Origin of the sequence: Psychrosphaera sp. 1_MG-2023 (genome assembly GCF_030548245.1) — a bacterium.
Lineage (GTDB): Bacteria > Pseudomonadota > Gammaproteobacteria > Enterobacterales > Alteromonadaceae > Psychrosphaera > Psychrosphaera algicola.
Genome location: NZ_JAUORW010000011.1, coordinates 58,211 through 76,610 on the forward strand (window position 1 = coordinate 58,211; position 18,400 = coordinate 76,610).

The 18,400-nt window shown below is 39.2% G+C and carries 20 protein-coding genes; 14 read left to right on the plus strand and 6 right to left on the minus strand.

Annotation, left to right across the window (positions count from 1 at the left end; genetic code table 11):
* Nucleotides 1–114: 114 nt before the first annotated feature.
* Nucleotides 115–600 carry a leucine-responsive transcriptional regulator Lrp gene (lrp, locus tag Q4575_RS11735; RefSeq protein ID WP_215962386.1) on the minus strand — a complete coding sequence of 162 codons (486 nt, stop codon included), beginning with the start codon at nucleotides 598–600 and terminating at the stop codon, nucleotides 115–117.
* 116 nt (nucleotides 601–716) lie between these two features.
* On the opposite strand from lrp, the gene ald reads away from it, so the two are divergent.
* The 8 genes from ald to Q4575_RS11775 all read left to right on the plus strand — a co-directional run bounded on the left by ald (nucleotide 717) and on the right by Q4575_RS11775 (nucleotide 9,391).
* Nucleotides 717–1,847: an alanine dehydrogenase gene (ald, locus tag Q4575_RS11740; RefSeq protein ID WP_215962385.1), complete on the plus strand. Its 1,131-nt coding sequence runs from the start codon at nucleotides 717–719 to the stop codon at nucleotides 1,845–1,847.
* 635 nt (nucleotides 1,848–2,482) lie between these two features.
* Nucleotides 2,483–3,247 carry a hypothetical protein gene (locus Q4575_RS11745; RefSeq protein WP_215962384.1) on the plus strand — a complete coding sequence of 255 codons (765 nt, stop codon included), beginning with the start codon at nucleotides 2,483–2,485 and terminating at the stop codon, nucleotides 3,245–3,247.
* Nucleotides 3,248–3,326: 79 nt separating this feature from the next.
* Nucleotides 3,327–4,634 carry a sugar ABC transporter substrate-binding protein gene (locus Q4575_RS11750; RefSeq protein WP_215962383.1) on the plus strand — a complete coding sequence of 436 codons (1,308 nt, stop codon included), beginning with the start codon at nucleotides 3,327–3,329 and terminating at the stop codon, nucleotides 4,632–4,634.
* A gap of 74 nt (nucleotides 4,635–4,708) precedes the next feature.
* Entirely contained in the window at nucleotides 4,709–5,581 is an 873-nt protein-coding gene (locus Q4575_RS11755; RefSeq protein ID WP_215962382.1) for a carbohydrate ABC transporter permease, read from the plus strand.
* A 3-nt stretch (nucleotides 5,582–5,584) separates the two neighbouring features.
* Nucleotides 5,585–6,415: a carbohydrate ABC transporter permease gene (locus tag Q4575_RS11760; protein WP_215962381.1), complete on the plus strand. Its 831-nt coding sequence runs from the start codon at nucleotides 5,585–5,587 to the stop codon at nucleotides 6,413–6,415.
* A gap of 11 nt (nucleotides 6,416–6,426) precedes the next feature.
* Nucleotides 6,427–7,437 carry an ABC transporter ATP-binding protein gene (locus tag Q4575_RS11765; RefSeq protein WP_215962380.1) on the plus strand — a complete coding sequence of 337 codons (1,011 nt, stop codon included), beginning with the start codon at nucleotides 6,427–6,429 and terminating at the stop codon, nucleotides 7,435–7,437.
* Nucleotides 7,438–7,717: 280 nt separating this feature from the next.
* On the plus strand, nucleotides 7,718–8,422 hold the full coding sequence (locus tag Q4575_RS11770) for an HAD family phosphatase (RefSeq protein ID WP_215962379.1): 705 nt from the start codon (nucleotides 7,718–7,720) through the stop codon (nucleotides 8,420–8,422).
* 9 nt (nucleotides 8,423–8,431) lie between these two features.
* On the plus strand, nucleotides 8,432–9,391 hold the full coding sequence (locus Q4575_RS11775; RefSeq protein ID WP_215962378.1) for a sugar-binding transcriptional regulator: 960 nt from the start codon (nucleotides 8,432–8,434) through the stop codon (nucleotides 9,389–9,391).
* Nucleotides 9,392–9,451: 60 nt separating this feature from the next.
* Here Q4575_RS11775 and Q4575_RS11780 read toward each other — a convergent pair whose 3' ends face one another.
* Nucleotides 9,452–10,192 (minus strand): hypothetical protein, encoded by a 741-nt coding sequence (locus Q4575_RS11780; protein WP_215962377.1) that lies wholly within the window; start codon nucleotides 10,190–10,192, stop codon nucleotides 9,452–9,454.
* Between the two features lie 200 nt (nucleotides 10,193–10,392).
* Between Q4575_RS11780 and trxB the strand changes: the two genes are divergently transcribed.
* The 4 genes from trxB (at nucleotide 10,393) to infA (ending at nucleotide 13,248) form a co-directional block, all read left to right on the plus strand.
* Nucleotides 10,393–11,343: a thioredoxin-disulfide reductase gene (gene trxB / locus Q4575_RS11785; protein ID WP_215962376.1), complete on the plus strand. Its 951-nt coding sequence runs from the start codon at nucleotides 10,393–10,395 to the stop codon at nucleotides 11,341–11,343.
* A gap of 36 nt (nucleotides 11,344–11,379) precedes the next feature.
* Entirely contained in the window at nucleotides 11,380–12,114 is a 735-nt protein-coding gene (gene aat, locus Q4575_RS11790; RefSeq protein WP_303523053.1) for a leucyl/phenylalanyl-tRNA--protein transferase, read from the plus strand.
* Between the two features lies 1 nt (nucleotide 12,115).
* Entirely contained in the window at nucleotides 12,116–12,823 is a 708-nt protein-coding gene (locus Q4575_RS11795) for an arginyltransferase (RefSeq protein WP_215962375.1), read from the plus strand.
* Nucleotides 12,824–13,029: 206 nt separating this feature from the next.
* Complete coding sequence (gene infA / locus Q4575_RS11800; RefSeq protein ID WP_105053115.1) at nucleotides 13,030–13,248, plus strand: translation initiation factor IF-1; 219 nt, start codon at nucleotides 13,030–13,032, stop codon at nucleotides 13,246–13,248.
* A 104-nt stretch (nucleotides 13,249–13,352) separates the two neighbouring features.
* On the opposite strand, the gene clpA is transcribed toward infA, so the two are convergent.
* Nucleotides 13,353–15,611, minus strand: coding sequence for an ATP-dependent Clp protease ATP-binding subunit ClpA (gene clpA / locus Q4575_RS11805; protein WP_215962374.1), 2,259 nt, complete (start codon nucleotides 15,609–15,611; stop codon nucleotides 13,353–13,355).
* 37 nt (nucleotides 15,612–15,648) lie between these two features.
* Nucleotides 15,649–15,969, minus strand: a complete 321-nt coding sequence (gene clpS / locus Q4575_RS11810; RefSeq protein ID WP_215962373.1) for an ATP-dependent Clp protease adapter ClpS — start codon at nucleotides 15,967–15,969, stop codon at nucleotides 15,649–15,651.
* A 184-nt stretch (nucleotides 15,970–16,153) separates the two neighbouring features.
* On the opposite strand from clpS, the gene cspD reads away from it, so the two are divergent.
* Nucleotides 16,154–16,363: a cold shock domain-containing protein CspD gene (cspD, locus tag Q4575_RS11815; RefSeq protein ID WP_215962372.1), complete on the plus strand. Its 210-nt coding sequence runs from the start codon at nucleotides 16,154–16,156 to the stop codon at nucleotides 16,361–16,363.
* Nucleotides 16,364–16,413: 50 nt separating this feature from the next.
* On the opposite strand, the gene Q4575_RS11820 is transcribed toward cspD, so the two are convergent.
* Both Q4575_RS11820 and Q4575_RS11825 read right to left on the minus strand, forming a co-directional pair.
* Nucleotides 16,414–16,713: a PilZ domain-containing protein gene (locus Q4575_RS11820; protein WP_303523054.1), complete on the minus strand. Its 300-nt coding sequence runs from the start codon at nucleotides 16,711–16,713 to the stop codon at nucleotides 16,414–16,416.
* A gap of 15 nt (nucleotides 16,714–16,728) precedes the next feature.
* The gene (locus Q4575_RS11825; protein WP_215962371.1) at nucleotides 16,729–17,103 is read right to left on the minus strand and encodes a PleD family two-component system response regulator; all 375 of its coding nucleotides are present in this window, start codon (nucleotides 17,101–17,103) and stop codon (nucleotides 16,729–16,731) included.
* Between the two features lie 282 nt (nucleotides 17,104–17,385).
* On the opposite strand from Q4575_RS11825, the gene Q4575_RS11830 reads away from it, so the two are divergent.
* Nucleotides 17,386–18,144, plus strand: a complete 759-nt coding sequence (locus Q4575_RS11830) for a TIGR04219 family outer membrane beta-barrel protein (RefSeq protein ID WP_215962370.1) — start codon at nucleotides 17,386–17,388, stop codon at nucleotides 18,142–18,144.
* The last annotated feature ends 256 nt before the right edge of the window (nucleotides 18,145–18,400 follow it).

An 18,400-nucleotide genomic window follows, 5' to 3' on the forward strand; every position in this document is an offset into this window, starting at 1 on the left:
CAAAAGTGACCAAAATCGCTTTTTATATTGTTCGCAACTCTACCAAAATTAACGATTGGGATCACTTATTTGTTACAGAGTTTTGGTCAGTCATTAACATCTTCAACAACGTGCCTATATATGGATTCGGATCGGTTGATTTGTCTTCACTTCTTCCATCACAACATAGGTCCGAGATGCGCTAACTGAGGGTAATTTTAGTAATGTATTGCCTAACAGTTTTCGATATGACGCCATATTTTTTACCCTAGTTTTTAGCAAATAATCAAAACTACCTGACACCAAATGACATTCTAAGATTTCATCGAAGAAAGTTACCGCTTTTGAGAACTCACTAAAAACATCCTGGGCTGTTTTCTCAAGTGTGATTTCGACAAAAACTAATAACGATGCACCAACCGCCTCAGCATTTACGATTGCCTGATAACCTTCGATCACACCTTGTTTCTCCAATCGTTTAACTCGCTCTAAGCAAGGCGTGGCGCTAAGCCCTACCAATTTAGCGAGTTCAACATTTGAAACCCGTCCATTTTTTTGTAATTCCATCAGAATTTTTTTATCAGTTCTGTCTAACGATTTATTCATCGTGTTTGAATGCATAACGCCACCTATAGTTTATTACTCTAAAATAAGCCAAATAAAAGTGAATAAAACTGCCATTCACACAATATAATCGCCGAAAATATCACACAACAAGAAATAACAGGTAGAAAAATATGATCGTCGGTGTCCCTAAAGAAATTAAAAACCATGAATACCGTGTTGGTTTAACACCAGCAGCAGCAAAAGAGTTTGTTGCTCACGGCCATCAGGTCATCATTGAAACCAATGCAGGTGAGTCTATTGGTTTTACGAATGAGCAATATGTTGACGCAGGCGCTTCAATTATTGCGACAGCTGAGGAAATTTTCGCTTCAGCAGATATGATTGTTAAAGTAAAAGAGCCGCAACCAAACGAATGTAAAATGTTGCGTGAAGGCCAAACCCTTTATACCTATCTGCACTTAGCCCCTGATCCAACCCAAACAAAACTATTGGTTGCATCCGGCGCCACATGTATTGCCTATGAAACTGTTACCGATCATACAGGTGGATTACCACTTTTAGCCCCAATGAGTGAAGTGGCAGGTCGTATGTCTATTCAAGCCGGTGCGCATCATTTAGAAAAAGCGCAGGGAGGCAGTGGCACATTACTAGGTGGTGTACCGGGCGTAGCGCCCGCCAAAGTACTTGTTGTTGGCGGCGGAGTCGTTGGCACAAATGCCGCTAAAATGGCAGTCGGCATGGGGGCAGATGTCACTATTGTCGACCGTTCACTACCGCGTTTACGCCAATTAGACGATATTTTCCGTGGCACGGTGAAAACGGTATATTCAACCGTAGATGCGCTTGATTATTATACATCTAAGGCAGACTTAGTTATCGGTGCTGTGTTAATTCCTGGTGCAGCTGCACCTAAATTAATTACGAAAGCACATATTGCTAGTATGAAACCTGGTTCAGTTTTAGTTGATGTCGCCATAGATCAAGGTGGTTGTTTTGAAACTTCTAAAGCAACTACTCATCAAGACCCGACATATGTCATAAGTGATGTTGTTCACTACTGTGTTGCAAACATGCCAGGCGGTGTTGCCAGAACGTCAACTATGGCCCTAAACAATGCAACATTACCGTTTGGCTTAGCCCTAGCAAATAAAGGTACGAAACGTGCAATGTTAGAAGACCAACATTTACTAAATGGCTTGAATGTTCATAAAGGTAAAGTCACTTATAAAGCCGTTGTAGATGCTTTAGGTGAAACACTTGAATTAGAATATATGGATGCAAAACAAGCGTTAGAACTATAAGTTATCGGTATCTTACTGGTAGAGTGCTGATTTCGATTTCAAGTAGATTTAGCCTCACTTTATTACCAAGTCCGACATTAGAAATAATGTCGGATTTTTTACATCCAGATATTCAAATCAAATTTTGAAAAACCAACTCGATATTTTTCGCCCAAGCCTCACTACTTAATTTAGCGCTTTTTATTTAAGACCCCCAATTGATTAACTCTCAAACATATAAATTCAAGTCCAATAAAATTTAACTGAGGCTTTTAGAAAGTGTAGTTGGAACATTTTTAAATCAAGCAACAACCAATACAAGTTTTTTTCAGTGCCAATCCAAATTTTAGAAAAAAAATAGTAAAAACCTCAACCGTAACAATCTGAAATATATAAATTATTTATTAACCTCTAAATAATTGTGCATTTAACAAACAAAAAACTATTGACGTTCCTCCCTCTCGGTGGGAGTATGACCACGAGGTGAGCTTTTGCCCATTAGTTATAAAATGCCAACACAATGAATATAAATCGGCATGTAACTAAATGTTCAATTAGCAATATAAAATTTTTCAAGAATTGCGTTTTACCAAACCGAAAGGGGGAAGTAAGGCAAACAATTCAACAATAAAAACGTAAATAAAACAGGGTTTACTATGTTAAATAACACACACAAAATAACTGCAATTACAGCAATCCTAGCAAGTACATTAAGCACTCAACTGCACGCTCAGAGTAGTGGTGAATGGAAGTTAGCCTTTGATCTTAAAACAAACCATTTATGGCACGGTTTTATTGTCACCGACGGCGTTATGACAGCTGGCTCTTTAGAGTACAAATCTGAAGACAAAAAAACGACTTACGGCCTTTGGGGCGGTGGTTCTTTCAATGGCGAGTTTAAAGAGTTTACATACTACGCCTCTCACAAGTTTACAGACGACTTTTTTGTTGAAATCGTAAATCACGGTAACCACTCCTCTATTTCAGACAGTGATGTGGATATTTTCAACTACTCAACTGATCCATCTAAAACCGGCAACTTTGTTGATATTGGTGCGGGATATACATTCCAAGGCGAAACGCCAATTTCTGTTTATTATTCTGTCATCGTGCAAGGTATTGATACGTACATAGATGAAGACTCAGGTGAAAAAGAACAATCTTTTACAAACTACATTGAAGTATCAGCACCTGTTTGGCATGGCAAAGATGGCGAACAAGTAAAAGCGTTTATTGGTGGCGCGTTCTCACCAGTTAACGACAAAAACTTCTATTCAGACAAAGCTAATATTAACAATGTTGGCTTTACCTATTCAAAAAACCTATATGCAATGGGCAAAACATTTCCAGTATCTGCTACCGCGATGTGGAACCCGGCCCTTGAACTTGGCGCACTGCAAGTAGCAGTAAACTTGTTCTAATAACAATACTCATCGTTTTAAAAACAGGTAGGTCGTAATCAACGCCCTACCTTTAAACTGATTATTACGGGAAATTATTATGTCGATTAAAAAATCAATTATTGCATGTTGTTCTTTATTTTTGAGCACCGCCGTCCTTGCTGAAACCATTACGATTGCAACAGTAAACAATGGTGACATGATCACTATGAAAGAACTCAGTAAGAGTTTCACCTCTGAAAACCCAGATATTAATTTAAAATGGGTGACCTTAGAAGAAAATATACTACGTCAACGAGTCACGACCGATGTTGCAACAAAAGGTGGACAGTATGATGTTATGACAATAGGTACATATGAAGTCCCTATTTGGGGAAAACAAGGCTGGCTCAGAGAGCTTGACAAGTTAGGTGAAAATTATGACGTAGACGATATTCTGCCTGCGATCAGAAACGGCCTAACTGTTAAAGATAAATTATACGCTGCGCCATTTTATGCAGAAAGTTCAATGGTTATGTACCGCACAGACTTAATGGCCAAAGCGGGTTTAACTATGCCTAAAGCACCATCGTGGGAGTTTATTCAAAAAGCCGCAAAAGCAATGACGGACAAACAATCTGGTGTCTATGGTTTATGTTTGCGAGGTAAAGCGGGTTGGGGAGAAAATATTGCCTTAATTACAGCAATGTCTAACTCATTTGGCGCAAGATGGTTTGATCAAAATTGGAAACCGCAATTTGACAGTCAAGAATGGCATGACACTTTACAATATTATGTTGATTCGATGACAAAGTATGGTCCTCCGGGATCTTCAGCTAATGGTTTTAATGAAAACCTAGCGCTCTTTCAAACCGGAAAGTGTGGTATTTGGATTGATGCAACAGTGGCTGGCGCATTTGTTACAAATAAAGAAAACTCTGAAGTTGCTGAACATGTTGGATTTGCTCTTGCGCCTGACAATGGCCTAGGCAAACGAGGCAATTGGTTATGGTCTTGGACGCTGGCAATTCCTGCAAGCAGTAAGAAATCAAATGCAGCACAACGTTTTATTAGTTGGGCAACATCTAAAGAGTACACTGAGTTAGTCGCGGCCAAAAAAGGCTGGGTTAACGTACCTCCAGGGACTCGAGCGTCACTTTATAATAATCCAGACTACATGGCAGCTGCGCCTTTTGCACAGATCACTTTGGATTCTATCCAATCTGCAGATCCTATAAACCCAACGGTTAAACCGGTTCCTTATGTTGGTGTTCAGTTTGTTGCTATACCAGAATTCCAAGGTATTGGTACAGCTGTTGGTCAACAATTTGCCGCCGCGTTAACTGGCCAAATGACTGTAAAACAAGCATTACAAAGTGCTCAACGTTTAGTCGAACGTGCCATGAGAAAAGCGCGTTACCCTAAGTAATTCATTCGTCTATTAATGGTTTGGGTAAGTTCAACTAGAGCTTGCCCAGCTATCACGATTAAAAGGTCTTAGTTATGGCTACCACAAATTCACGTGCGCTCGCTCGACTCATGCTGGTCCCTTCAGTTGTTTTACTGTTGGCTTGGATGTTAGTTCCGCTGTGCATGACGCTATATTTTTCATTTTTAGATTACAACCTGCTTAGTCCTGGAACCGAAGAGTTTATTGGTTTCATGAACTATGAGTTTTTCCTTACTGATCCGGCATTTTTTGAATCTTTTTTTAATACCCTGCTACTTGTTGGTGGTGTTTTACTAATCACACTTGGTGGTGGTATTGGTTTAGCTATCTTGCTTGATCAAGCAATTTGGGGCCGAAACTATGTTCGAATAATGGTTCTAGCCCCCTTTTTTGTTATGCCAACGGTTTCAGCGCTGGTTTGGAAAAATATGCTAATGAACCCCGTTAATGGCTTATTTGCCCATTTTGCCAATTGGCTGGGTATGACCCCTATCGATTTTTTTGCCCAAATCCCGCTGCTTTCAATCATTGTTATTGTGTCGTGGCAATGGCTACCGTTTGCCGCATTAATCCTACTTACAGCGATTCAATCTCTTGACCGAGAACAACTTGAGGCTGCTGACTTAGACGGGGCAGGACCATTTAGTAAATTTTACTACATCGTCCTACCGCATCTGTCACGCGCAATAACGGCAGTTATTTTAATAGAAACAATTTTTTTATTGTCAATTTTTGCCGAGATATTAGTAACAACAAGCGGTGGTCCAGGATACGCATCAACCAATATAACGTACTTAATTTATACCCAGTCGTTGTTGCAGTTTGATGTTGGTGGAGGTTCTGCCGGTGGCATAGTCGCCGTTATTATTGCCAATATTGTAGCAATATTTTTAATGCGCCTCATTGGCAAGAACTTGGAGGATTAAGACATGGCGAACAACAATAGTATCAAAACCAAGCTTATTTATACCTTTATTGCTTGGACCATTAGCGGTCTTATATTTTTTCCAATTTTATGGACATTAATAACGAGTTTTAAAACTGAAGCTGAGGCAATTTCGGCTTCACCTAGTTTATTCATGTTTGATTGGACTTTAGAAAACTACGAAGACGTTTTAGCGCGATCGCCCTATTTTAATCACTTTTGGAATTCAATAGTCATTTCAATTGGTTCGAGCATATTGGGCTTATTAATAGCAATTCCTGCAGCTTGGTCTATGGCATTTGTGCAAACAAAGCGCACAAAAAATCTTTTAATGTGGATGTTATCAACCAAAATGTTACCGCCTGTCGGTGTATTAATACCAATTTATCTTTTGTTTAGAGATTTTGGGTTGTTAGATACTAAGGTCGGTTTAGTCATTGTTATGACATTAATCAACTTACCCATTATGGTTTGGATGCTTTATACCTACTTTAGAGAGATCCCAAACGAAGTTCTAGAAGCCGCTCGAATGGACGGTGCGAGTATTGGTGAAGAAATACTTTACGTCCTGTTGCCTATTGCGCTACCTGGGATCGCTTCAACGTTATTACTCAATGTCATTTTAGCCTGGAATGAAGCATTCTGGACTCTCATCCTAACGGCCGCTAATGCAGCCCCCCTAACGGCTTTTATCGCCAGTTATTCTAGCCCTGAAGGACTATTTTACGCCAAGTTATCAGCAGCTTCTGCAATGGCCATAGTGCCAATTTTAATTCTTGGTTGGTTTAGTCAAAAACAATTAGTGCGCGGATTAAGTTTCGGCGCAGTTAAATAGGAGAATTTATAATGGGTAGTATTCATTTAAAACAAGTAACAAAAGATTTTGGCGATGTAAGCGTAATTAAACCAATTGATTTGGAAATTAAAGACGGCGAGTTCATTGTATTTGTTGGTCCATCAGGTTGTGGAAAATCAACATTATTACGAATGATTGCAGGATTAGAAGATACCACAAGCGGCACCATTGAAATTGATGGACAAGATGCGACGACAACCCCACCTGCGAAACGCGGTTTAGCTATGGTATTCCAATCATATGCTTTATATCCTCATATGTCGGTTAGAAACAATATCGCATTCCCGTTAAAGCGAGCCAAAATTAACGATGACATCATCGAAGAAAAAATCGCGAGTGTTGCAAAAACATTAAACCTAACGGATTACCTTGATCGGAAGCCCGGCCAATTATCCGGTGGTCAACGACAAAGAGTTGCGATTGGTCGAGCAATCGTCCGCCAACCTTCTGCTTTTTTGTTTGATGAACCGTTATCAAACTTAGATGCGTCGCTGCGCGTAAATATGCGGTTAGAAATATCGGAGCTTCATAAAAGTCTAAATACAACCATGGTTTATGTTACCCATGATCAGGTGGAAGCTATGACAATGGCAGATAGAATTGCCGTTTTTAATGGCGGTATCATTGAACAAGTTGGCAGCCCACTTGAGCTTTATAACAACCCAGCAAACCGCTTTGTTGCTGGGTTTATTGGCTCACCTAAAATTAACTTCATCGATATTGAGCCTTCTACTATAGATGGAACTTGTAGCTTAGGTATTCGCCCAGAGCATATTGAAATTTCGACAACCGGCGGACAATGGGCAGGTAAAATTGGTGTGATTGAACATTTGGGCTCAGAGACATTTTTGCATGTGCATGTAGACGGTCATGATACTTTTACGGTTAAAACGTCAGGTGATTGTCCATTTAAATATGGCGATGAAATTTATTTAAGCCCACAAAAGAACAAGCTACTTCATTTTGACGCGACGGGCAAAACACTGCCTAATATAGCCTAATTTTAGTGCGATATTAACCTGCCAATGCCCTTTAATTTATTGCCATTAGACTCTATTTTAAAGGGCTAGGACAAATAAGCAGTAGCCCATAGCTAATGTTTGATATGCTATTAGAATAAACAATAGTTTAATGCCATGGAATTTAGTTAAAGGTAACTTTTGATTAAATTGACAAATCATACATTAGCTAAGTTAACAGCTATGTGGTTGAATATATTTTAAAAATATAACAACTACGCTAAGTGTTAGTTCACTTTGCGAGATCTATAGGAATTCAGTAATGCTAAACACCTTAATTAACACCGACCTTAATTCGATTGAATTAATTATTTTTGATTGTGACGGTGTGTTAATCGATAGTGAAATACTGAGCCAACGAGTCCTACTTGGGTTACTAAAAGAATTAGGCGTCGATGTGTCTGAGGATTATTTCCACAAACATTTTTTGGGGTTTAATTTTGAGCACGTAACAGCAAAGGTGTTGACTGACTTTGATGTAATTCTGACAACGGAATTCAGACACAAATATCGTAAAGCGTTAATAGACGTTTTTGAAACTGAATTAAATCAAACAGAACAATTGGAATGGATGTTATCTCAGCTCAATATTAAGACCTGTGTAGCGACCAGTAGCAGTCCAGAAAAAGTATCAAATGCCCTTCGTATAACTAACTTAGCGTCTTACTTTGTTGAACGGGTATTCACCGCTTCAGAGGTTGAAAATGGTAAACCAGCCCCAGATCTGTTTTTGCACGCAGCAAACAAAATGGGTGTTTTACCGGAAAATTGTTTGGTAATTGAAGACTCAGTAGCTGGGTTACGGGGCGCATTAGCAGCAAAAATGCATGTTCTACGTTATGTTGGCGCAGGACACCTTAAAAATAGAGATAACGCTACTCAAACCTACAAAGGTATTAGTACAATATCCCATTGGAAGCAGTTATTTGAAAAAGTACCTTCGCTCAGTACATCATTAAAAGTTTAGAGGTAAATCGTGGTTAAGCGAACTAATTCAGAAATAAGAAAACTAGACGATGCCGCCCGTGCAGGATGGTTATATTACGTTGCGGGAAAAACGCAGGAAGAAATAGCGAAAAAACTCAACATCTCTCGTCAGTCTGCACAACGTATGGTTGCTTTAGCCGTCAGTGAAGGGTTAATAAAAGTTAGACTAGAACATCCAATAGCTAAATGCATGGATCTTAAAGTTAAATTACAAAATAGATTTGGTTTGAAGTCCTGTACCGTTGTGCCTAGTGATGAAGGTGATACCACCTCTACATTGGGGTTAGCGCAAGCAGGTGCAAGCGAAATTGAAATGCACTTAAAATCGCCCGAACCAAAAGTGATCGCGATGGGAACCGGCAGAGTTTTACGGGCGTGTGTCGAAGAATTAGCGTTGTTAAATTGCGAACAACATCAAATTGTAGCCCTTTTAGGTAACATGGCCTCCGACGGCTCAGCGTCTTCTTATGACGTCGTTATGAGAATGGCGGAACACATAAATGCTAAACATTACCCAATGCCCCTCCCTGTCTTACCGAACAGCAAGGAAGAAAAAGCACAATTACACGCCCAAAGTTATATCGCCAATAATCTAAAATTAGCCGCTCAAGCAGATGTAACTTTTGTTGGTGTTGGTAACTTAGGTATAAATTCACCACTTCATCTAGATGGATTTGTTGCCGAGGAAGAATTAGCCGAGTTACAAGATAAAGGTGCCGTTGGCGAAATAATCAGTTGGGTGTTCGATGTAAAAGGAAACTTAATTGACTGCGCGGTTAATGACCGAGTCGCAAGTACACCACTTACGGTCAATTCCGACAAATATGTATGTGCTATTGCTTCAGGCGAAGATAAAGTGTATTCCATTTTAGGCGCATTACGCTCTAAGTTAGTAAATGCCCTAATTACTAATGAGTATACGGCAGAGCGATTGCTGAGTATCGACTAAACAAGCTGAATATTGTCAAGCAGCCTTATGGCTAATTAGGGCTATTGCTTTTATATCGCTTTATTTCAAATAAGGTCGGTGATCAACGATTTCGAATTTACGCCGTAACTCGGCTAACAAGGGTTGGTTGTCTTTTAAAAATTGGTTAAATTCAATTATGATATCTTGATGTTTTATCGTTGAAAGATAAAAGTCATATACTTCATACGTTAAGTTTTTATTGACCACTAACGCACCAGGTTTTCCGAGTTTTTTAAGGTGGTATTGGACAACACTTGGCTCTAAATCAATGCCATCGACCTGCCCTCTCAAAACTTGCTGTAATAGCATCAGTGTCGAGCTATTTTCGTAAAGCTGTACTTGCTTAGATTTGATTTGTTCAATCCACTGTGTAGGATAAAACCCTAATAACGTACCTAATACTTTAAAGTCTTTTTCTGTTAAATTGCGGTCAACTGCAGTTAACGTACCTGCAACTAGCCTGATCGTCGAATCACTATAAATAAATGAATCAACTTGCTTTCCACTTGGGTTCCATCGCTCATTATCTGGGTACTTAAAGTCAATATTATCTTCGATTAACCATTTGTTAAACCGTTTAATCGGCAATGGTAAATAAGTAAATGTATGGCCAGACTGTTTGCCAAACTCAGTGAATAACGCCTTAGTATAAGAATCTCCGTCCTTCTGGAAGTCAAACAAAGGGTAATAAGCAATATCTTCAACGCCAATTACAAAATTTCTGCTGTCACATTGAAATGGTAGCGTCAATGCGAGAAACGCCAATAGTATTTTCAACATATAACTTCAACTGCTCATTTATTGACCACTAAAATTACGTCAGCTATCAATAAAACGCAAATTTAATAAAATTTATCTTTCGACACCTTAACAATAGTGGAAATTTGACAAAAATTTAGAACATTAGATTCTAATGCCCCTTGTTAAGCGTTAATATTCGCCCCATAAAATGCCTAATACAGATTTTCGGAGTAAATTTAATGAGTGAAGTACAGCACCACAAACTAATCATCTTGGGTTCAGGCCCAGCTGGGTATACTGCAGCCGTATATGCAGCGAGAGCTAACTTAAACCCAGTGTTGATAACGGGTCTACAACAAGGCGGACAACTTACGACAACAACCGAAGTTGAAAATTGGCCTGGTGATGCAAATGATCTAACCGGACCAGCCCTAATGGACCGTATGAAAGAACATGCCGAAAAGTTTGAGACTGAAATTATTTTTGATCACATTAACGAAGTTAATTTTGACCAAAAACCTTATACTTTAAAAGGCGACAGCCAACAATACACCTGTGATGCTTTGATCATCTGTACTGGTGCCTCTGCCCAATATTTAGGTTTGGAGTCGGAAACAGCGTTTATGGGTAAAGGCGTTTCAGCTTGTGCGACGTGTGACGGTTTCTTTTATCGTAATCAAAAAGTCGCAGTGATTGGTGGCGGAAACACCGCAGTAGAAGAAGCGTTATACTTATCAAATATTGCCTCTGAAGTGCACTTAGTACACCGTAGAGATACTTTCCGAGCGGAAAAGATCTTAATTAATCGTTTGATGGATAAAGTCGCTAACGGCAATATTATTCTGCATACAGACCGTACTTTGGATGAAGTACTCGGCGACAACATGGGTGTAACTGGTGTTCGATTAAAAGACACTAAGAGTGACTCAACAGAAGATGTTGATGTTATGGGCTGTTTTGTGGCAATTGGCCATAAACCAAATACCGCAATGTTTGAAGATAAATTAGCAATGAATAATGGTTACATTGTTATTAATAGTGGCCTTAATGGCAATGCGACAGGGACATCTGTTGAGGGTGTTTTTGCAGCTGGTGACGTATGTGACCACATTTACCGTCAAGCAATTACATCTGCCGGTACGGGTTGTATGGCTGCGCTAGACGCAGAACGCTACCTAGATGCACTTTAATCAATTAAGGGGCTTGTAGCCCCTTCTGGCCTTGTTGTGACGCAAACTATTCATTATCTTACGGATGAAACAAGTTGGTTTCCTGATCCCAACCAAGCGATGACTGATCCTCCGGGATTATTGGCGATTGGCGGTGATTTACAACCTGACCGTATCTACAGCGGTTATCAACAAGGCATCTTTCCTTGGTTTAATGACGGTGAGCCTGTGATGTGGTGGAGTCCAGATCCACGCAACATCATTAATGTTGACGCGATTAACATCAATAAATCATTAAAAAAGTTTCTACGTAAATGCGATTACCACGTAACGATAAATAACCAATTTGAGTCCGTGATCACGGCCTGTGCGAAACCTAGATCCAATGGCGATGGAACTTGGATATTGCCTAAAATGATTAAGGCATATAATGTTTTACATCAGCAAGGTAGAGCCCATTCAATTGAAATTTGGCAATGGCAAAATGACAAAAAGGTTTTGGTCGGTGGTTTATATGGGATCAACGTTGGCTCCTGTTTTTGCGGTGAATCGATGTTTTCCGCACAACCAAACGCATCAAAACTTGCCCTAATTGTGTTGGGTAAACTGCTTAGAAACGAAAAACATGCCTTTATCGATTGTCAATTACCCAATCCGTATCTGTCTCAAATGGGGGCCTTTTTAGTATCAAGGTCACTTTTTTTAGGCAAGTTGGCACTTTGCAAAAATGAAACAATATGCCAATCTGTTTTTAAGCCAAGAGCGATAGATTGGAGAACAGAGTTAATCTAAAATGCCAACAGTGAAGTTTGGTTTGTCTGCGCCATTTCAATGCGGATATTTGAGTGATAGAGAAGAGCAACTCCTTGTCTATCTAGACCAAGAGCCGCTGAGTGAAGCGCTTTACTCAAAGTTGCAAGCTCAAGGTTTTCGGCGTTCTGAAGATTATGTCTACCGCCCCCATTGTGAAGATTGTCAGGCGTGTCAATCTATACGCCTGCCCGTTTCACAATTTCAAATTAGCCGTTCGCAAAAACGAGTTTTAAAAAAGGCTCAGGGATTTTCGGTTAAAATACAAAAATCTGAACAACCTGAGTATTACCCTCTTTTTGAACGCTATGTTAATGAAAAGCATTTGGGAGGTGTAATGTATCCAGCGAATTATTCTCAACTCACCAGCTTCTCTCAATGTGATTGGTTAGAGCAGTTATTTATTGAGCTATATGATAAAGACAAGCTTATTGCTGTCGCGATATGCGATGTGACCTCAGATAGTTTGTCCGCCGTTTATACCTTCTACGATCCTGAATATGCAAATTTCTCTATTGGCACTTTGATGATCTTGCAACAAATTAATTTGACCGAAAAACTAGAGAAACCTTGGTTATACCTTGGATACTACATACGCTCATGTCAAAAAATGAATTACAAAGTTAATTACCGACCATACCAAATTAATCAAAATGGTCGATGGCTACAAATTCCCCATATTATCAAATAAGCCAGTGTGATTAATTGCCGAGCCGCTATAATAAACACCAATAAACGAGAATATCCGCACCAAAGTGGCACATCAGTTAAATTTATTGCCTAATTTAGCTTTATATGTAAAGTTTTTTGAGTATAACCTTTACATATCGCTAGTTTTTGGGCAAAATCTGCGCTTATTTTTTTACGCACTAATTAGTCCTAGAGGTTATACGCTTAATGGCGAAAGAAGACGTTATCGAAATGCAAGGGACAATCTTAGATACCTTGCCAAACACTATGTTCCGAGTTGAATTGGAAAATGGTCACGTAGTGACAGCACATATTTCGGGTAAAATGCGCAAGCATTACATCCGTATATTAACGGGTGACAAAGTGACTGTCGAAATGACGCCATACGATTTGTCAAAAGGTCGTATTACCTTCCGCGCGCGTTAATAATATATCAGGCAACAAGTTTGCATAAAAAAACCGAGATTTTTATCTCGGTTTTTTTATGCTCAGCTGTTTAGCTCAACAGCTGAGCATTCCTAACTAACACATTAAGCATTAACGGCTTCAGTCGACGAATAAGTAAATTTTAATTCATCTTTCTTCGTTTCGATCACCACTTTGCCGCCGTCAGCTAGCTTTCCAAACAAAACTTCATTTGCTAACGGTTTTCGCAGTTTATCTTGAATTAGTCGCGCCATTGGTCGCGCGCCCATTGATTTGTCGTAACCATGCTTTGCCAACCATTTAACAGCGCTAGATGAAATCTCAAGCTCAACTCGTTTTTTATCTAACTGTGTTTGCAGCTCAACAATAAACTTATCAACAACTTGTAAAATAATCTTCTCATCTAAATGGTTAAACCAAACGATGTTGTCCAACCGGTTTCTAAATTCAGGCGTGAACGTCCGATTTATTTCTACCATCGCGTCAGTGCTGTTGTCTTGATGAGCAAAACCAATGGATTTTCGTGTCGTTTGGCCAACACCTGCATTTGTTGTCATCACAACAATGACGTTTCTGAAATCGGCTTTACGGCCATTATTATCCGTTAATGTACCGTGATCCATAACTTGTAATAACAAATTAAAGACATCAGGGTGGGCTTTCTCAATTTCATCTAATAAAACAACACAATGTGGATGTTTTAAAACAGAGTCTGTTAGTAACCCACCTTGGTCATAACCTACGTAACCTGGAGGTGCACCAATTAAACGGCTCACCGCATGGGGTTCCATATACTCAGACATATCAAAGCGAACTAATTCAATTCCAAGTACTTTAGCGAGTTGCTTAGTGACTTCTGTTTTACCAACCCCCGTCGGACCTGCAAATAAGAAACTACCGACAGGCTTACTTTCATTACCAAGACCAGAACGTGATAAACGTATGGCTGAGGTTAACGCATCGATCGCTTCTTCTTGACCAAATACCGATAGTTTTAGGTTACGGTCAACATTTTTTAAAACGTCTTTGTCGGTTTGCGATACTGATTTTTCTGGAATACGTGCAATTTTTGCAATGATCTGCTCAATCGTCGCGACATTGATTTGTTTTTTACGTTTTGATTTAGGCAATACTTTTTGATTAGCACCGGCTTCATCAATAACATCGATCGCTTTATCAGGTAAGTGACGTTCGTTAATGTATTTATCAGAAAGCTCTGCGGCTGCGCGTAATGCCGCATGGGTATATTTCACACCGTGATGCTGTTCGTATTTATCTTTTAAGCCGATCAATATTTTGGTGGTGTCTTCAACACTAGGTTCTACCACATCAATTTTCTGAAAACGACGAACCAAGGCTTTGTCTTTTTCAAAAATATTGCGGAATTCAGTATAAGTTGTAGATCCAATACATCTTAGCTTGCCCGCAGACAACAAAGGTTTTAACAGGTTAGAAGCATCCATTACGCCGCCTGAGGCTGCCCCTGCACCAATAATAGTATGGATCTCATCTATGAACAGGATAGTATCTTCTTTCTCCTGTAGCTGTTTTAAGAGCGACTTTAAGCGTTTTTCAAAATCACCTCGATATTTAGTGCCAGCTAACAAACTGCCCATATCAAGTGAGTAAACCGTCGCGTTAGCTATTACTTCTGGCACATCATTGTTAACGATACGATAGGCAAGCCCTTCTGCGATTGCCGTTTTCCCGACTCCCGCTTCACCAATGAGCAGTGGATTGTTCTTTTTACGTCGACATAATATTTGAACACAACGCTCAAGTTCCGCGTCGCGGCCAATAATGGGGTCAATTCCGCCATTTTTTGCCACTTCGTTTAAGTTGGAACACAAGTTCCCTAATTGACTTTCAGTTTCAGTTTCGCTTTGTTCTGGTTCTTCATTGTTCAATGAAGAGGCATCTTCATCCTTATCTGCGCCATGGGAGATGAAGTTCACCACGTCGAGTCTGTGGATATCAAAGCTTTTTAATACATAAACTGCGTGTGACTCTTGTTCGCTAAATATTGCGACCAATACATTCGCCCCAGTAACTTCTTGCTGGCCTGAGGACTGAACATGGAAAACGGCACGTTGCAAAACACGTTGAAAACCTAATGTAGGTTGGGTGTCTTGTTCGGACTCATCAACGTCAACGGGTAAATATGGCGTTGTCTGAGCAATAAATTCGCTAAGCTCGAGCTTAATTTTATCAAAGTTTGCTGAACACGCCTCCAAAGCTTGTTTGGCGTCTTTGTTGTCTAGCAACGCCATTAGTAAGTGTTCAACAGTCATAAATTCATGACGATGAGATTTTGCATAACGAAATGCTTCGTTAAGTGTGACTTCTAATGCTTTATTTAACATATACACCTTCTCTCACTATTTTTATCATGCAATGTCCCTATTCTTGTTCCATTGTGCAAAGTAATGGATGTTCATTAACTCTTGCATATTGATTAACCTGGGCCACTTTTGTCTCTGCTATTTCTGCAGAATAAGTGCCAACTATGGCTTTACCTTCGCGATGAATCCTAAACATAATATGATTTGCTTTTTCTAAATCCATACCGAAAAATTTAAGTAACACCTCTACTACAAAGTCCATGGGGGTGTAATCATCGTTATTCAATACCACTTTATACATTGGTGGTCTTTTTAGTTTAGCCTTAGATGTCTCGTTTACTAAACTTGTTCCGTGATCATTTTCAGTTATTTTTGGCATAGCCTAACCATTCTTGCTGTTTCATTGGTATTTCCCATTACTATTTATAAAAAGAATTTTGTTATTTAACAATTCGTAGTTGTAAAAACTTGACTAATTGACCAATTTATCTACATTATTTTATTGTTCGGTGTATATTTAAGCACATTACATCAGTTTTCAAGTGACTAAAGGAAGTAGCGGTATGGCTCAAGGTAAAGTTAAGTGGTTTAACAATGCTAAAGGTTTTGGTTTTATTCGTGAGGAAGGCAAAGAAGAAGATATATTTGCGCATTTCTCTACAATAACTATGGATGGATATAAAACACTTAAGGCAGGACAAGATGTCGAATTCGACTTAAGTCAAGGCCCTAAGGGTCTACACGCCATCAATATTAAAATCGGCGAAAAATAAAAAGTAGCACTTTATTTATATTATCGATTTGAGTTGAGCTACTGAACTTTTTACATCTGTTCTAGTATTTCAACTCCGATAGTATAGTTACCACTGTCTTCTTTTGTGCAGCGTACAACTGTGGCTGATGCATGAAGCGCTGGTAATTCTGGGCTAGTGCCCTCCACTCTGCATGTCAATGCGGTGCCGACTTCAATGTATTCATCAGTTTCAACCGCAAGCCCCGTTGCACTTAAATCCCGACAAACGGCATTTAATTTTCTGCCTGCATCAGCATCTGCAATTTCAAGCTCGATATTGGTATTAACTAACATTCTAAAAAAATTACGGTGGTCGTTATATTTAATCACGCCAATTACCTTTTTTTACTTTTTCTTAACTGTATATCGTTCTATTTTTTCAATTAATTCTGTCATATCAAAAGGTTTAGTCACGTAGTCATCACAACCTGCTGCAAACCCTTCTTTTTTATCTGTTTCTGCCTCTAATCCCGATAACATTATAACGGGGATCTGAGATGTTTCAGGTGTATTTTTCAACAACCGACATGTATCATAGCCATCAATTCCTGGCATACATACGTCCAATAATAAAATGTCCGGTTTATTTACTATCGTTTTTTGAAGTGCTTTTTGACCCGAACTGACATAGCACAATTCAAATCGCTCTCCCAAAGACAGTGCCAACATTTCAAAATTAAATTCTTCATCGTCAACCAAAAGAATTTTGATCTTTTTCATTCCATAACCCTAAAATTGACGGCTCAACTATTAAGCTCCCTCGTATTAAGTAACATAGCTAATTGAAGAAATAAATGCCATTTCTTTATACCGCATGATTAATAAAATTAGGGAGAATTGTAAATAAATGACTAACAACAACCAAATTCTGGCAAAATGACTATAGTTACAAAAGAAAAATGCACATTAATTGCTGATTTACCTTCAAATGGTTTGACATTAGATCAATTAAGCTTTGAAATTAGCGATAACAACAACTTAGTAGTTATTTAGGAAGAAAACATGAAAAAGACTATAGCGACATTGGGATTAGTTTTAGCATCGGCGAATGTGTCAGCGTTACCACTTATTGATTTTTGGGCCGGCGCATACAGCTGGAATACAGCTTATGAAGGAACAATATCTGCTGGTGATTACAACATCGACTTACAAGATGACTTAAAATTAGAAGATTCAAATAATAATGTTATTTGGGCCGCATTCGAGCACCCAATTCCTCTTATTCCAAATCTTCAAGTTAAACAAACACAACTAGAAACAACGGGTAATGGCCGCAGTACTCAGTCATTCACTTACGGCGGTGAAACATACCAAGGTGACGTTGAACTAGACTCAGTTGTCGACTTAACTCATACCGATATTACGGCATATTGGGGTTTACCATTGCCACTTGTTACTATCAACTACGGTCTAAATATTCGTATGTTTGATGGTGCAATCGATATTAACGATGGCCGTGCAACAATCGATTACCCTGTTCCTATGTTATTTGCTCGTGTAGGCGCTTCGTTACCATTTACTGGTTTAGAAGTAATGGCTGAAGGTAATTACATTGGTATCGGCGAAACAAACCACATGGACTACCAAGTAGTACTACGTTACACCATTCCAATGATCCCAGTATTAGATGTTAACATTGAAGCGGGTTACCGTGCGTTTCAGTTAAACATCGATCCAAGCGATTTTGACGGCGACGAAGACGACTTAACAGCAGATATCGATATGTCTGGTGTATTTTTAGGTGTGTCTTTCCACCTGTAAGTTCAAGCCCAGAAAGTTTTGAACCCAATAAAAAGGAGCGAAAGCTCCTTTTTTAATTTCTAGCACTGTCCCATGATTAAAAGATCATTCAACGAATATTTAACGGCCTGTATAATAAAAATCACGTTAAATTTGTTGGCCTAACCCAAACGCCTTAAACCAATTTTTACAGAAAACAGACAAGAACACCGCTCATTTTACGACCAAAACTCTCTCAATTGACTTCTGCTCCCTTCGTTTACAACAAGTCTACCTT